Annotated in this window: 17 protein-coding genes; 9 read left to right on the plus strand and 8 right to left on the minus strand. The window is 70.1% G+C overall.

Going from position 1 to position 13,373, the window contains the following annotated elements; translation table 11 throughout:
* Nucleotides 1-49 precede the first annotated feature (49 nt).
* The gene (locus ACFOWZ_RS09260) at nucleotides 50-907 is read left to right on the plus strand and encodes a DUF7916 family protein (RefSeq protein WP_382371117.1); all 858 of its coding nucleotides are present in this window, start codon (nucleotides 50-52) and stop codon (nucleotides 905-907) included.
* Here ACFOWZ_RS09260 and ACFOWZ_RS09265 read toward each other — a convergent pair.
* Both ACFOWZ_RS09265 and ACFOWZ_RS09270 read right to left on the minus strand, forming a co-directional pair.
* Nucleotides 904-1,515, minus strand: a complete 612-nt coding sequence (locus ACFOWZ_RS09265; protein ID WP_030471281.1) for an alpha/beta hydrolase family protein — start codon at nucleotides 1,513-1,515, stop codon at nucleotides 904-906. The two genes, ACFOWZ_RS09260 and ACFOWZ_RS09265, sit on opposite strands and share 4 nt — an antisense overlap.
* Nucleotides 1,512-2,240 (minus strand): SOS response-associated peptidase, encoded by a 729-nt coding sequence (locus tag ACFOWZ_RS09270; RefSeq protein WP_382371119.1) that lies wholly within the window; start codon nucleotides 2,238-2,240, stop codon nucleotides 1,512-1,514. The genes ACFOWZ_RS09265 and ACFOWZ_RS09270 overlap by 4 nt, the downstream gene beginning before the upstream one ends.
* Nucleotides 2,241-2,325: 85 nt before the next feature.
* Here ACFOWZ_RS09270 and aroA point away from each other — a divergent pair, with 85 nt between their 5' ends.
* Genes aroA through ACFOWZ_RS09295 form a run of 5 tightly spaced genes read left to right on the plus strand, consistent with a single transcriptional unit; the run spans nucleotide 2,326 to nucleotide 6,416 of the window.
* On the plus strand, nucleotides 2,326-3,594 hold the full coding sequence (gene aroA / locus ACFOWZ_RS09275) for a 3-phosphoshikimate 1-carboxyvinyltransferase (RefSeq protein ID WP_382371121.1): 1,269 nt from the start codon (nucleotides 2,326-2,328) through the stop codon (nucleotides 3,592-3,594).
* Between the two features lies 1 nt (nucleotide 3,595).
* Entirely contained in the window at nucleotides 3,596-4,612 is a 1,017-nt protein-coding gene (gene rsgA / locus ACFOWZ_RS09280) for a ribosome small subunit-dependent GTPase A (RefSeq protein ID WP_382371123.1), read from the plus strand.
* A 10-nt stretch (nucleotides 4,613-4,622) separates the two neighbouring features.
* Nucleotides 4,623-5,132 carry a hypothetical protein gene (locus tag ACFOWZ_RS09285; protein WP_382371125.1) on the plus strand — a complete coding sequence of 170 codons (510 nt, stop codon included), beginning with the start codon at nucleotides 4,623-4,625 and terminating at the stop codon, nucleotides 5,130-5,132.
* The gene (locus ACFOWZ_RS09290; protein ID WP_382371127.1) at nucleotides 5,129-5,665 is read left to right on the plus strand and encodes a hypothetical protein; all 537 of its coding nucleotides are present in this window, start codon (nucleotides 5,129-5,131) and stop codon (nucleotides 5,663-5,665) included. The genes ACFOWZ_RS09285 and ACFOWZ_RS09290 overlap by 4 nt, the downstream gene beginning before the upstream one ends.
* A 22-nt stretch (nucleotides 5,666-5,687) precedes the next feature.
* On the plus strand, nucleotides 5,688-6,416 hold the full coding sequence (locus ACFOWZ_RS09295; protein ID WP_382371129.1) for an NAD-dependent epimerase/dehydratase family protein: 729 nt from the start codon (nucleotides 5,688-5,690) through the stop codon (nucleotides 6,414-6,416).
* Here ACFOWZ_RS09295 and pruA read toward each other — a convergent pair.
* Nucleotides 6,413-8,041 carry an L-glutamate gamma-semialdehyde dehydrogenase gene (gene pruA, locus ACFOWZ_RS09300; protein ID WP_382371131.1) on the minus strand — a complete coding sequence of 543 codons (1,629 nt, stop codon included), beginning with the start codon at nucleotides 8,039-8,041 and terminating at the stop codon, nucleotides 6,413-6,415. The two genes, ACFOWZ_RS09295 and pruA, sit on opposite strands and share 4 nt — an antisense overlap.
* Nucleotides 8,042-8,077: 36 nt before the next feature.
* On the opposite strand from pruA, the gene ACFOWZ_RS09305 reads away from it, so the two are divergent.
* A complete protein-coding gene (locus tag ACFOWZ_RS09305; RefSeq protein WP_030471274.1) occupies nucleotides 8,078-8,464 on the plus strand; it encodes a VOC family protein in 387 nt (128 codons plus the stop codon).
* Between the two features lie 188 nt (nucleotides 8,465-8,652).
* Here ACFOWZ_RS09305 and ACFOWZ_RS09310 read toward each other — a convergent pair whose 3' ends face one another.
* Genes ACFOWZ_RS09310 through ACFOWZ_RS09320 form a run of 3 tightly spaced genes read right to left on the minus strand, consistent with a single transcriptional unit; the run spans nucleotide 8,653 to nucleotide 11,210 of the window.
* Nucleotides 8,653-9,144: a DUF6912 family protein gene (locus ACFOWZ_RS09310; RefSeq protein WP_382371133.1), complete on the minus strand. Its 492-nt coding sequence runs from the start codon at nucleotides 9,142-9,144 to the stop codon at nucleotides 8,653-8,655.
* A complete protein-coding gene (locus ACFOWZ_RS09315; protein WP_382371135.1) occupies nucleotides 9,141-10,535 on the minus strand; it encodes a WS/DGAT/MGAT family O-acyltransferase in 1,395 nt (464 codons plus the stop codon). The genes ACFOWZ_RS09310 and ACFOWZ_RS09315 overlap by 4 nt, the downstream gene beginning before the upstream one ends.
* A gap of 9 nt (nucleotides 10,536-10,544) precedes the next feature.
* Nucleotides 10,545-11,210 carry a phosphotransferase gene (locus ACFOWZ_RS09320; protein ID WP_382371137.1) on the minus strand — a complete coding sequence of 222 codons (666 nt, stop codon included), beginning with the start codon at nucleotides 11,208-11,210 and terminating at the stop codon, nucleotides 10,545-10,547.
* A gap of 105 nt (nucleotides 11,211-11,315) precedes the next feature.
* Between ACFOWZ_RS09320 and ACFOWZ_RS09325 the strand changes: the two genes are divergently transcribed.
* On the plus strand, nucleotides 11,316-12,074 hold the full coding sequence (locus ACFOWZ_RS09325; protein ID WP_382371139.1) for a TrmH family RNA methyltransferase: 759 nt from the start codon (nucleotides 11,316-11,318) through the stop codon (nucleotides 12,072-12,074).
* On the opposite strand, the gene ACFOWZ_RS09330 is transcribed toward ACFOWZ_RS09325, so the two are convergent.
* Nucleotides 12,056-12,361, minus strand: a complete 306-nt coding sequence (locus ACFOWZ_RS09330) for a hypothetical protein (RefSeq protein WP_156094197.1) — start codon at nucleotides 12,359-12,361, stop codon at nucleotides 12,056-12,058. The genes ACFOWZ_RS09325 and ACFOWZ_RS09330 overlap by 19 nt on opposite strands.
* Before the next feature lie 84 nt (nucleotides 12,362-12,445).
* A complete protein-coding gene (locus ACFOWZ_RS09335) occupies nucleotides 12,446-12,856 on the minus strand; it encodes an HAD-IA family hydrolase (protein WP_382371142.1) in 411 nt (136 codons plus the stop codon).
* 67 nt (nucleotides 12,857-12,923) lie between these two features.
* On the opposite strand from ACFOWZ_RS09335, the gene ACFOWZ_RS09340 reads away from it, so the two are divergent.
* Nucleotides 12,924-13,340, plus strand: coding sequence for an Rv3235 family protein (locus ACFOWZ_RS09340; protein WP_382371144.1), 417 nt, complete (start codon nucleotides 12,924-12,926; stop codon nucleotides 13,338-13,340).
* The last annotated feature ends 33 nt before the right edge of the window (nucleotides 13,341-13,373 follow it).

Genomic DNA, 13,373 nt, shown 5'->3' on the forward strand with positions numbered 1-13,373 from the left:
CGAAGACGTAGAGTGCCACCACATGGTTTAGACCAATTCGGAGGCAGACGTGCGCATCCTCGACCTCGACCGCACCGGGCTCGCCGCACTCCGCGGGCCGGACCTCTCCCGTGCCGTGGCGGCATCGGAGGGCCGGACGATGGTCGCCGAGGTGTTCGCCGACCGCGCCGCGCTGTCGTTCGACGGGCAGACGGGCGTGCACAACGCCGAGCTGATGGCCGCGTTCGGCGCCGACGTGATCGTGCTGAACATGATCGACCGGGTGTGGGACGGCAGCACGTTCCGCTTCCCCGGCCTCGGTGAGCTCGGCAGCCTGACCGAGTTGGCGGAACGGATCGGCAGGCCGATCGGCGTCAACCTGGAGCCCGGCACCGTTCCCGAGCTGCGCAAAGCCACTGAGGACAACGCGCAACGGCTCGCCGACTCCGGTGCGGCGCTGATCGTGCTGACCGCCAACCCCAGCACGGACGGCTCGCTCGACGGCATGGCCCGCGCCACCGAACAGATCCGCACGGAAGCCGCGCTGTGGGTCGGCAAGATGCACCACGCGGGTCACCCCGAGCCCATCACCGCGGCCAAGCTCGCGAACCTCGTCGACGCCGGCGCGGACGGCGTGATCCTCCCGATCCCCGGCACGCTGCCCGGCGTCACGCGCGAAGCCGCCGCCGAGGCGGTCCGGGCCGTGCACGAGAAGGGCGCCGTCGTCATGGGCGCGATAGGCACGTCGCAGGAGGGCGCGCACACCGACGTCGTGCCGCAGCTGGCCCTGCTCGCCAAGGAGATCGGGGTGGACGCGCACCACATCGGCGACTGCTTCCTGCCGGGCATGGGCGACCCCGAGCTGCTCTACGCCTACTCGGTCGCCGTGCGGGGACGCAGGCACACGTGGGTGCGGATGGCGCGTTAGTCGAGCGGTCTGAGCACCCGGTCCAGCCACTCGCCCACGAACCGGCCCACGTCCGCAACGGACGCCTTCAGCGAATGGTCGCCCTTCAGCAGGACGACTTCGCGGTGGTGACCGCGCGGGGGCTGGCCGAACGGGTCGTTCTCACCCTGCACGACGAGCGTGGCCACCTCGACGCCGTCGAGCTCGGCCAGGCGGGACTTCTCCGGCTTGCCCGGCGGGTGCACCGGGAACGCCAGGCACAGCACCGCCACGGCCTGGCCCTCGACGGACGTGCGACAGGCCACGCGGGCACCCGACGACCGGCCCCCGAACACCAGGGGCAGGCCGTCGAACCACCGTTCGCCGAGGTCGTCGACCACGGACAGCCAGGCCGTGTCGAGCTGTTTGGCCGGCGCGGGAGCACGTCGGCCCGCCACGCGGTACGGCTGCTCGACCAGGGCAACGTGCACGCCGACGGCGTTCGCGGCGTGGCAGGCGGCCACCAGGTCTGGTGCCTCGACACCACCACCGGCGCCGTGGCCCAGCAGCAGTGCCGCACGCGGTTCGTGGGCACAGTGCAGCGAGGCCCTCGCGGGGCCGTGCGGCGTGTCCACCAACAACGTCGTCACGACGTCTCGAACAAACTGGGTGCGGGCTTCTCGTCCTCGGTGAGCGAGACGCGTTCCATCAGAGAGGCGTTGTTGTTCTTCACGCTGTTCACCGCCGTCGACACTGGGCGCAGTTCGAGCGCCTCGACGATCGAGGGATCCGGAGCCAGGAGCTCACTCGGGTCCAGGGAGGTGGGGTCGAGCCACGCCGACCAGCGGTCCTGGGGCAGCAGCAACGGCATGCGGTGGTGCACCTCGGTCATCGCGCCGATGGCGTCCGTCGTGAGCACCGCGCACGTGACGGTGGGCACGTCGTCCTTCCACCACACCGACCAGATGCCGGCCATGGCCAGAGAAGTGTCGTCTCCCAGCGTCATGAAGTACGGCTGTTTGCGCCCCTCGGCCGGCTGCCATTCGTACCAACCGGCGGCGGGGATGATGCAGCGGCGCTTCATCGCGGACTGCTTGTAGGCGGGCTTCTCCAGGACGCTCTCGGCGCGGGCGTTGATCATCTTGGCCGCTCCGGAGAGGTCCTTGGCCCAGTGCGGGACCAGGCCCCAGCGCATGACGCGGATGCTGCGTTCCAGCTCCTCGTCCTCGGGTTTGCGCTCGACCACGGCCATGACGTGCTTGGTGGGAGCGACGTTGTAGTCCGCGCCAGGAGCCTCGCCGCCGGTCCCGTCCACCGCGTCGAACTCGGCCGCCAGCAGCGCCGGGTCCTTGGTGGAGGCGTACCTACCGCACAAATCCGATCACCTCCGAAGTCGCAATAATCCCACGTCCCACACACCAGGGCGAACTGTCCCAGGACAGATGCGGGATCATTCAGGCATGACTCAGCACTGGTCAGCCCCCAGCGCGCCCGGCCCAGTCCACTCGACGGTGCCGGTGCCCGGCTCGAAGTCGATCACGAACCGCGTCCTGGTGCTCGCGGCACTGGCCGACGGGCCCTCCACGGTGCACGCACCGTTGCGCAGCCGCGACACGGTGCTGATGGCTGCCGCCCTGTCCTCCCTCGGCGTCGGGTTCGCCGACCGCGAGGACGGCGGCTGGGACGTCACGCCCGGCCCGTTGCACGGCCCGGCCGACGTCGACTGCGGCCTCGCGGGCACGGTCATGCGGTTCCTGCCGCCCGCCGCGGCGCTCGCGGAGGGCGAGATCCGGTTCGACGGCGACCCGCACGCCCGCACGCGGCCGATGAGCACCGTGCTGGGTGCGTTGCGGTCGCTGGGCGCGGACGTCGAGGGCGACGCGCTGCCGTTCACGTTGCGCGGCACGGGATCGGTGCCCGGCGGTGAGGTGACGATCGACGCGTCGGGCTCCTCGCAGTTCGTGTCCGGGCTGCTGCTGTCCGCCGCGCGCTACGACAAGGGCGTGACGGTGCGCCACGCGGGCAAGCCGGTGCCTTCGTTGCCGCACATCGACATGACGGTGCAGACGCTGCGCTCGGTCGGCGTGCAGGTCGAGACCGACGGGAACACCGCGTGGCACGTCGAGCCGGGCACCATCGCCGCCCGCACGTGGCACGTGGAGCCGGACCTCTCGAACGCGACGGTGTTCCTGGCGGCGGCCGCGGTGACCGGTGGCGAGGTGACGATTCCGCACTGGCCGGCCACGACCACCCAGCCCGGTGACGCGGTGCGCGGCATCCTGGAGCGCATGGGCTGCGAGGTTCTCGTTTCCGAGCACGGTTTGACCGTGCGCGGGCCGTCGCGACTGTCCGGTGTGGACATCGACCTGCACGACGAGAGCGAGCTGACGCCGACCGTCGCCGCGCTGGCCGCGCTGGCCGAGGGACGGACGGTCATCCGCGGTGTCGCACACATCCGCGGCCACGAGACGGACCGGATCGCGGCGCTCGTGAACGAGATCAACGCGTTGGGCGGCACCGCGTCCGAGACCGAGGACGGCCTGATCATCGACCCCGCTCCGCTGCACGGCGGCGTGTGGAAGGCCTACGCCGACCACCGGATGGCGACCGCGGGCGCGATCATCGGCCTGGTCGTGCCGGGCGTCGAGGTCGACGACATCGGCAGCACGACCAAGACGATCCCCGACTTCCCGGGCATGTGGCAGGCCATGCTCACGGAGGCGCGTTGACGTGAGCAAGCGGGACTGGCGCAAGCTCGACGAGTCCGACGTGCGCGTGCGCCCCGGCAAGGGGACGCGGCCGCGCAGCAAGAGGCGGCCCGAACACGCCGACGCCGAGAGCGCGATGGTGATCGGCGTGGACCGGGGTCGCTGGACGTGCGCGTTGGAGACCGGCGTCGTCGTCACGGCGATGCGTGCGCGCGAACTGGGCCGCACGCCCGTGGTGGTGGGCGACCAGGTCGGCATCGTCGGTGACACGTCGGGCCAGCCGGACACGCTGGCCCGCATCGTGCGCGTCGAGGAACGGACCTCGGTGCTGCGCCGGACCGCGGACGACACCGACCCGTTCGAACGGGTCGTCGTCGCCAACGCCTCCCAGCTCATCATGGTCGTCGCGCTGGCCGACCCGCCGCCGCGCACGGGTTTCATCGACCGCTGTCTGGTCGCCGCGTACGCCGGCGGCCTGGAACCGGTGCTGTGCCTGACGAAGTCGGACCTCGCGTCCGCCGACGATCTGCTGGCGCTCTACACCGAGCTCGACGTGCCCGTGATCGTGACGCGGTTCGACGAGGAACCGGCCGTGCTGCGCGCGCGGCTCAAGGACACGGTGTCGTGCCTGATCGGGCACTCCGGTGTCGGCAAGTCCACGTTGGTCAACAGGCTGGTGCCGGACGCGAACCGTGCGGTCGGCGTGGTGTCCGGTGTGGGCAAGGGCCGGCACACCTCGACCCAGGCCGTGGCGCTGCGGCTGCCCGACGGCGGCTGGGTCGTGGACACGCCGGGCATCCGCTCGTTCGGCCTCGCGCACATCACGCCGGACGACATCGTGAAGGCGTTCCCGGACTTCGCCGAGGCCGCGGAGGAGTGCCCGCCCGGCTGCGGTCACCTCGGCGCGCCGGAGGACCCGGGCTGCATGCTGGACGAGCTGGTGCCGGACGCGCCCGGCCGCCTCACCTCGTTGCGCAGGTTGCTCGCGTCACGTGCCGGACTCGACGAACACGGGGACCGGCCCGATGCCGATCGGTGACACTGAACGGGTGATCAAACGACTCGCCGGGTACGGCATCGTGATGCGCACCGGCGCCGTGCTGTCGCTGGTCCTGCTCGGCGCTCTGGCAGCGTGTTCGAACTCGCAGAAGCCCTCTGCCTTCACCGGCACCGACCCCTGCACGCTGCTCGCGTCCGGTGACGCGGGGCAGCTGAACGGCACACCGGCCAGGAGCGGGCGGACGTGCGACTTCCGGTTCGAGTCGCTGACCGTGCGGCTGACGCTGCTGGAGGCGGCGTTCGCGGACGAGTCGCGAGGGCTGCTGTCCGGCGGCGGCCACGGCGGTGTGATCGCCGGGGGCGAGGGTGAGAGCAACAACCGCCCGCTGACCCGGAGGTGTTCGGAGGCCTCGGGCGAGGTGACGTGCGAGGCCGTCCTGGAGGTGCGGGAACGGCAGCTCGTCCGGTTCGAGGTCGTGCAGCGCGGCACCGACCCCAACGCCGTCGGGCAGGTCGTCGAGGGCCTCGCCGCGAAGGCGTTCGAAAGGCTCCCGAAGTGAAGCGCCTGCTGCCGTTGGTGCTCCTGGTCGCGGGCTGCACGGCCACTCCCGTCGCGACCGCGCCCACGACCACGACCACCACGACAACGACGACCGAGACGACGGTCGTCACGACGTCGCCGCGCATCGACACGCCGAAGAAGCTCCCCGCGGACCCGTGCCGGCTGCTGACGGCGGCGGACTTCGACTCGCCGCTGGCGGGCACGCCCGCGCCGGGCCCCGCGATTCCGCGGTCCTGCGTGTTCCAGGAGGGCAACACCGGCACCGACGCCGACATGTTCGTGGTGGTGGCGTTCCAGGGCGCCTTCGCGAAGCCGGCGGACGCGGTCGGCGAGATGCTCATCGAGGGTCATTCGACGGCAATCTCGTTCGTCGTCAAGCCCGGCGTGATGCAGTCCGTCTACACCGTCGCCGTCAACGCGACCGAGTCCTACATGGTCATCGTCGACCTGCCGAAGGCCAACTCGGCACAGGTCTCGCAGATCGCGCTCGGCAAGGCGCAGAAGGCGTTCAAGCGGCTCGTCACAACCTGACGCGCTGTCCCGTCCACTGGTCATGAAGGTTTTCGTGATCGGTGCGACGGGTGTGCTCGGACGGGAAGCGGTGCCGCTGCTGCGGGCGGCCGGACACGAGGTCGGGGTGCTGGACCGGCGCACCACCTCGCTGTTCGACGCCGGGCAGCTGGCTCGGGCGTTTGCGGGCTACGACGCCGTCATCAACCTCGCCACGCGCATCCCGTTGAGCGCCAAGGCCGTCCTGGCCAGTGCCTGGGCGGAGAACAACCGCATCCGCACGCTCGGCGGCGCGGCGGTCGTCGAGGCGGCACGGCTGGCGGGCGTCGGGCGGATCGTGCAGGAGGGCATCTCGTTCGTCTACGCGGACGGCGGTGACCGGGAGCTCGACGAGAACGCGCCGCTCGCGCCGGTCGGGCACATCGCCAGTTCGGTGCAGGCGCAGCACAACGTGCTCGCGCACCCCGGCGGGGTGTTCCTGCGGATCGGCCTGCTGCTCGGCGGCGAGGCGCAGTCACCGCCGGTGCTCGTCGGCGACGGGTGGATGAACGTCGTGCACCCCGGTGACGCGGCGGCCGCGGCGATCGCGGTCCTGGACGCGCCACCGGGGATCTACAACGTGGGGACGCCGGTGCGGAAGCGGGACCTCGGGATCACGCGGCTGCCGGCGTTGCTGGGCAGGTTCGCCGCGTCGTTCGAGGTGTTCTCCCGTTCACAGCGCGTGGTGAGCACCAAACTCACCGAGGCCACCGGCTGGCGACCGCGCCGCTAACCCATGTGCGGATACTGGTGATCCGTTGGCGGCACCAGGGTTTCCTTGATGGCGCGCGGGCTCGTCCAGCGCTGCAGGTTGTAGATCGAGCCCGCCTTGTCGTTGGTGCCGGACCCGCGCGACCCGCCGAACGGCTGCTGCCCGACGACGGCGCCGGTCGGCTTGTCGTTGACGTAGAAGTTGCCCGCCGCGAACCGCAGAGCTTTGTGCGCCTGCTCGACGGCAGCCCGGTCGCGGGCGAAGACGGCACCGGTCAGCGCGTACGGGGTGGAGGTGTCGATGGTCTCCATGATCGTCGGGAAGTCGGCGTCCTCGTAGACGTGCACGGCGAGGATCGGTCCGAAGTACTCCGTCGTGAAGATGTCGTGGTGCGGATCGGTGCCGAGCAGCACGGTCGGGTCGACGAAGTAGCCCACCGAGTCGTCGCACGAGCCGCCGGCGAGCACCTCGACCGAAGTGGACGCCGACGCCATCAGCAGCGCCTCCTTGTGCTTGGCGAACGCGCGGTGGTCGATCACCGCGCCGCCGAACGCCGACAGGTCCGTGACGTCGCCGTAGGACAGGGACTTCGTGATGTCGAGCAGACGTTCCCGGACCCCGCCGTCCCACAACGACCGTGCGACGTAGGCACGTGAGGCGGCCGAGCACTTCTGGCCCTGGTACTCGAAAGCACCGCGCACGAGCCCGGTGACGAGCGCCTGCGGATCCGCGGAGGCGTGCGCCAGCACGAAGTCCTTGCCACCGGTCTCGCCGACGACGCGCGGGTAGGCGCGATAGTTGTCGAGGTTGCTCGCCATGGTCTGCCACAGCGCCTTGAACGTCCGCGTCGACCCGGTGAAGTGCAGGCCGGCGAAGAACCTGTCCCGCAACGCCACCTGGCTCACCGCGTGCCCGTCACCGGTGACGAGGTTGATCACCCCCGGCGGCAGACCGGCCTCTTCGAGCAGCCGCATCGTGTAGTGCGCGGCGAGCTGCTGCGTCGGCGACGGCTTCCACACCACGGTGTTGCCCATCAACGCGGGCGCCAGCGGCAGATTCCCCGCGATGGCGGTGAAGTTGAACGGCGTGATCGCCACGACGAACCCGTCGAGCGGCCGGTGATCCATGCGATTCCACACGCCGGGGCTGCTGACCGGCTGCTCCTCGAGGATGCGGCGGCCGAAGTGGACGTTGAAGCGCAGGAAGTCGATCAGCTCGCACGCCGAGTCGATCTCGGCCTGCTGCACGGACTTCGACTGCCCGAGAATCGTGGCGGCGTTGAGGATGTCCCGCCACGGCCCGGCGAGCAGGTCCGCCGCGCGCAGGAGGACCGCGGCGCGTTCGTCGAACGGCAGCTCCTGCCAGTCGGGCGCGGCGTGCTGAGCGGCCCGCATGGCATCCGCGACGTCGGAGTTGGTCGCCTGCGCCGTCACGCCGAGCACGTGCCGGTGATCGTGCGGCTGAACGACGTCAACGCGGTCACCACCACCCATGCGCTGCTGACCACCGATGGTCATCGTCAGCTCGTGCGTGGTGTTCTCGAGCTCTGCAATGCGCGCCTGCAGACTGGTGCGTTCGGCGCTACCGGGAGCGTAAGTGCGCACGGGCTCGTTGACCGGTTCGGGTGCAGACGTGACGGCGTCCATTCCCCCATCGTGGCACGCAGTAGTAGGGTCCGTCGGGTGGCGCGGGTGACTGGCATCGGCGGGGTCTTCCTGCGTTCCAGAGATCCCGTGCGCCTGGCCGCCTGGTACCGCGACAACCTCGGGGTGCCGATGAGCGAAAAGGGCACCGTCACCTTCCACTGGCTCGACACCGCGACGGACGCGCATCCGGGCACGACGACGATGGCGTTGTTCGCCCACGACACCGAGTACATCGGCGAACCGCACCAGCGCACGATGCTGAACCTGCGGGTCGACGACCTGCCGACGCTGATGGCGAAGCTGAAGGCGCGCGGGGTGGAGGTGCTGCCGGACACCGAGGACTCGGAGTTCGGGCGGTTCGGGTGGTGCGTGGATCCGGAGGGGAACCGGATCGAGCTGTGGGAGCCCGCGGAGGGCATGTGAGCCGCCGCCGGTGATCCGATTTCAGTGCACGACGACACCGTCGTGGTCGAGTACGGGCAGTTCTGCCTGCAGGACATGGCCCGCCTGCACGGTGCGGCCGAAGCACCGGTGCCCGCCCACCAGCTTCGCAGAAGGCCTCGAACAGTGGCTCGTCCAGATCTGGCCGGTGTAGCGGCGGCCCGGCCGGGCTACATCAGCTCCAGCACGAACGCGAGCTCCTGCGGCGCGTACCAGGCCAGCTCGTGGTCCTCCGCGCTCCCCAGCGCGAACTCCGCATCCGGGTCACCGAGGTCCGCCGCGTCCACCACGTCCGCCGCCGCCCGCACGTCCTCTTCGGCCTCGGCCGTGTCGAGGTGCACCGACGCGACGGCCTTCATCGTCACCGAGCCGGCGACCTTCACCACCGAGAAGTCCAGGTCGGGGCGCAACGTCACGTCGTCCATGTCGACAGCGACCACCGCGCGCCGCGGCTCGGCCTTCTCGTCGCCTGCCAGCAGTCGCAACGAAGCGCGGGCCGCGTCCAGCATCGCGGCGTACTCCAGTTCCTCCGTGTCGCCTGCCGCGTAGGACTCGCGCAGGGCGGGCGTCAGGGCGAACGCCGTGCCGCCGATCGGAGTCAGTTCGCCGCTGTCGACGAACGTCCGCAGCATCGACACCGTGGCCGGGATGTAGACCCTCATGACGCGCTCGCCGTCCCCATCAGTTCCTCCACCGACTCCTCGACCATGGTCGCGAGAACGTCCACATCGGACATGGCGTCGCGGTCGCCGTTCAGCCCGAAGTAAACACCGCCGTCGTACGACGTGACCCCGATGGCCAGCGCCTGGTTCTTGGCGAGCGGGACAACGGGGAAGATCTCGGTCATTCTCGCGCCCGCCGCGTACAACGGCACCTGCGGGCCGGGAACGTTGGTGACGATCACGTTGAACAGTCGGCGCGAGAACGACGAGGCCGCTCGTGCGCCGAGGGCGTGCAGCGTCGGTGGCGCGAAGCCGGAGACCCTCACCAGCGCGTCGGCCGCGACGGACTGGCCCGATTCCTTGTGTGCTCGCATCGCGTGCGACACGTGGTGCAGGCGCACCACCGGGTTCGGTTCGCCGACCGGCAGGTCCACGAGGTAGGCGCTCACGTTGTTGCCCGAGTCCGGGTCTGCGTCGCGCACCGAGAGAGGTGCCATCGCACGGATCGTGGTGCTGCCGGTGACGTTCTCGCCGCGGCTGAGCAGCCAGTTGCGCAGCGCACCGGACAGAGCCGCGAGCACCACGTCGTTGACGGTGCCGCCGTGGGCCTTGCGGATGGCGCGCAGGTCGTCGAGCTGGGCGCGGGCGACGGCGAACCGGCGCTGCGGCGAGGTGATGCGGACGTTCAGCGGGGAACCGGGTGCCGGGGTGGCGGCGGTGCGCACTGCCGACGCGAGGACGCCGAACGCGTTGAAGACCTTCTCGACCGTCGCGACGGTGTCGAGCGCGGCGCTGCGGACGTTCTCGACCAGCTCACCGGGGCTGTGCACGATGTCGGTGACCGCGTCCGCCACGAGCTGCAACGCGCCGGGTTCCGGCTGCGGCATCCAGAGGTTCTCGACGTTGGTGCGCGGCGACGGCGACACGTCCAGCATGACCTGGCCGATCTCCAGCGACGCGATGCCGTCGATCATGGCCTGGTGGGTCTTGGTGATGACCGCGGTCTGGTTCTTCGCGAGGCCCTCGACCAGGTAGATCTCCCACAGTGGACGGGAATGGTCGAGCGGCCGCGACATCAGGCGCGCGACCAGGTCGTGCAGCTGGGTGTCGTTGCCCGGCTTGGGCAACGCCGACCTGCGCACGTGGTACGTGACGTCGAAGTCCGGGTCGTCGACCCAGACCGGGCGGGCGATGCGTCCCGGGACGTGCACGACCTTCTGCCGGTAGCGCGGCACGAGGCTCAGTCGTTGCTCGATGAGGTCGACGAGCTTGTCGTAGTCGAAGCCAGCCTTGGGCCGGCGGAACACCGCCACGCCACCGACGTGCATCGGCGTCGTGGAGTCCTCCAGGTACAGGAACGAGGCGTCCAGCGCTGACAGTCGGTCCGGCATGCACCCAGCCTAGTGGCGTTTGCGATCCATCAACTTCTGAAGTGCGGCGCGCTCGGCGGGATCACGGTCGTGACGTTCGAGACGGATGCGCGCGGCCTCCGGGATCGCTTCGAGCACCCTCGGGTCCACATCGGCCATGAACGACCTGAGGAACCGCCACCGCGTCAGCTTCATGACCGGCGCGAGACGGGCGACGGCGAGCGACACCCAGCTGAGCGCGACGTCGAGCCGGCGATCGCCCTTCGTCGCGGACGCCCAGTCGAGCACGACAGGGCCTTCCGGGCCGAGGACGACGTTGCCGGGGTGCAGGTCGAGGTGCAGCAGGTTGCCCTCGCCGCTCAGGAAGTCCGGCGCCGCGATGACGTCGAGGCGGCGGTGCAGGTCCGCGAGCTCACGGCCGAGCTGCCCGGCGAGCCACGGCTTGCGGCCGATCTCCTCGGACATCCGCGGACCGGGCACGTACTGCATGACGAGCTCGTCGGCGGTCGCCTCGTGCACGCGCGGAACGGGGATGCCGTGGCCGCTCAGGTACGTCATCATCTCGGCCTCGCGCCGCAGGTCACGGCCGGTGCGGGTGCGCTTGACGAGCAGCCCGTCGGACCGGATGAACACGTCCGAGTCCTGGCCGCTCGCGAGGTGTTGACGTTGCGCGACGCTGCGCATACCTGCCGTCATGTGACGATCATCATGCATATGATCCAAAGCACAAGGGCCGAACGGCTCTAGTCGAGCTCTTCACCCGTTTGAGCCGGGCGTACGAGGCTCTGTCACCCTCTTGCTGTGGAGATCTCGCCCAAGGACCGCTTCGTCACCGTCTACGGCCGCAAGCCCGTGCTGGAGGCGCTCGACGACCCGGCACTGTCGGTCGACAAGGTGGTGCTCGCCGACACCGCCCGCGGCCCGGCGGCGCGCGAGATTCTCGACGCGGCCCGTTCGCGTGGTGTGCAGGTGCAGCGTGCGACGGCTCAGCGGGTGAAGGTGCTGGCGGGCAACGGCAAGCAGGACCAGGGCGTGCTGGCCGACGTCGTGGCGCCGCGCATGAAGCCGCTCGCGCTGGCACTCGAAGAAGGCACACTCCGGTCCGTGCTGGTGCTCGACGGCATCACGACGCCCGCGAACGTCGGCATGATCCTGCGGACGGCGACGGCCGCGGGCATCGACGGCATCGTCGTGCCGCGGCGTGGCGTCGCCTCGATCGACCCTCTCGTGGTGAAGGCCTCCGCCGGGGTGGCTTTCCGCGCGCCCGTGCTGCGCTGCGGCACCGCGGCGGAGGCCTCGGCTTTGTTGCGAGCGTCCGGCTACCCGCTTTACGCGTTGGATTCCCACGCGTCCGACACGATTTATTCCGCCACGTTCGGCGAACGCGCCGCTTTCGTGCTCGGCAGCGAGACGTCGGGAATCACCGACGACGTGCGGCCGCACATCACGTCGTGGCTCTCGATTCCGATGGCGGCGGGCGTGGAATCGCTCAACGTCGCTTCAGCGGCGGCCGTGCTCTGCTTCGAGCTCGTGCGGCGCGCTCAGTCGGACATCCAGTAGACGTGGTAGCCGTCCACGCGGGGGAACCCCAGCAGTGACGTGCACATCGCGACCGACGACGAGCCCCTGACCCGGCCGATGCTGCCGTACTGGTCCCAGAACCCCAGGCCGTTCGAACAGTGGGCGACCGCGCGGAAGCGGCCCGGCCTGCCCTGGTCGCAGTAGACCTCGACACTGCGCCCGTCCCTCAGGAATTCCTCGTAGCAACCACGTTCGTACGCTTGTGCGGGTGCTGCAATTGCCGTGGCTGCAATGGCGACTGCAACGCAAGCGACAATTCTTCGCATTTTCTCCCCTATGCATTCGACTGCGTGCACAATGGACGGTAGTGCGCGGCCGAATAGCGAGCAATTACGCTGCGGGGTGAACCCTCAATCGCGGAGCGCGATCGCTAGCAGGATCTCCAGTTCCTCGAGGGTGGACCGTGTCGACCGATGGTGGACACCGACCATGCCCGCCTGCGCCGCTCCCCTGACGTTGATCGCGAGGTCGTCGACGAAGACGCACTCGTCCGGTTCGAGGTCCAGCTTCGCGGCCGTCAGCAGGTAGATCTCGATCTCCGGCTTCGCCAGGCCGACCTCGCCGGAGAGGATCGCGGCGTCGAAGAGGCCCGCGAAGGCCGCCGGTGGCTGCCACCAACCGTCCGCGTTGGACAGCAGGGCCGTCTTCAGGCCGTGTTCCTTGGCCTTCCTGAGGGCGGTGAGCAACGGCGGTTCCGCCGGGTTGTCCTCGCCGGGATCGGTCAGGACGCCGCCGTAGTCGAGCACCAGGGCTTTCAGCACGTTCTGGACGGTACCCACTTTCGGGTGCCGGATGTCCTGATCACCACGTCGGCGCGCCTGGTTCGGCATGCCCCCAGTTGTCCGGCGCCTGCCCGCCTACGAGCCTCCGGCCGGTGCGGTGGTCATTCCCCGGCCACGCCTGCGACCGCATCCCCGGCCGGTCCGGGTGCCGGTGCCGGATCCGCCGTCGCCCGCGCTCGACGCCGTCCGGCTGGTCGGCGTGGTCCTGGAGGTGCTGGACGGACGCCGGCCGGGGCGGTTGTTGCGCGAGGTGGCCACGCCTGGGCTGGCGACCCGGCTGGGTCTGCTGGTCCGCTCGCGAACGACCCGCATGCTGCGGCCACCTCGGGTCTGTCACCCGTCGCAGTTCGCCGCCGAGATCGCCGTGACCATCCGCAGGGACGAACGGGTGCTGGCAGTCGCGGCACGCGCCGAGCACACCGACGACCGCTGGCACTTCACCGCGTTCACCGTCCTGGAGTGAGCCGGTTTCGCATTTTTGAAGTGCACGCGGGGA

Origin of the sequence: Lentzea rhizosphaerae, assembly GCF_042649515.1 — a bacterium.
GTDB lineage: Bacteria > Actinomycetota > Actinomycetes > Mycobacteriales > Pseudonocardiaceae > Lentzea > Lentzea aerocolonigenes.

Coding starts and splice junctions, on each gene's coding strand:
- aroA (WP_382371121.1), top strand. CDS start 2,326: ATGACTCAGCACTGGTCAGCCCCCAGCGCGCCCGGCCCAGTCCACTCG.
- ACFOWZ_RS09295 (WP_382371129.1), top strand. CDS start 5,688: ATGAAGGTTTTCGTGATCGGTGCGACGGGTGTGCTCGGACGGGAAGCG.
- pruA (WP_382371131.1), bottom strand. CDS start 8,041: ATGGACGCCGTCACGTCTGCACCCGAACCGGTCAACGAGCCCGTGCGC.
- ACFOWZ_RS09310 (WP_382371133.1), bottom strand. CDS start 9,144: ATGAGGGTCTACATCCCGGCCACGGTGTCGATGCTGCGGACGTTCGTC.
- ACFOWZ_RS09315 (WP_382371135.1), bottom strand. CDS start 10,535: ATGCCGGACCGACTGTCAGCGCTGGACGCCTCGTTCCTGTACCTGGAG.
- ACFOWZ_RS09320 (WP_382371137.1), bottom strand. CDS start 11,210: ATGACGGCAGGTATGCGCAGCGTCGCGCAACGTCAACACCTCGCGAGC.
- ACFOWZ_RS09330 (WP_156094197.1), bottom strand. CDS start 12,361: ATGCGAAGAATTGTCGCTTGCGTTGCAGTCGCCATTGCAGCCACGGCA.
- ACFOWZ_RS09340 (WP_382371144.1), top strand. CDS start 12,924: ATGCCCCCAGTTGTCCGGCGCCTGCCCGCCTACGAGCCTCCGGCCGGT.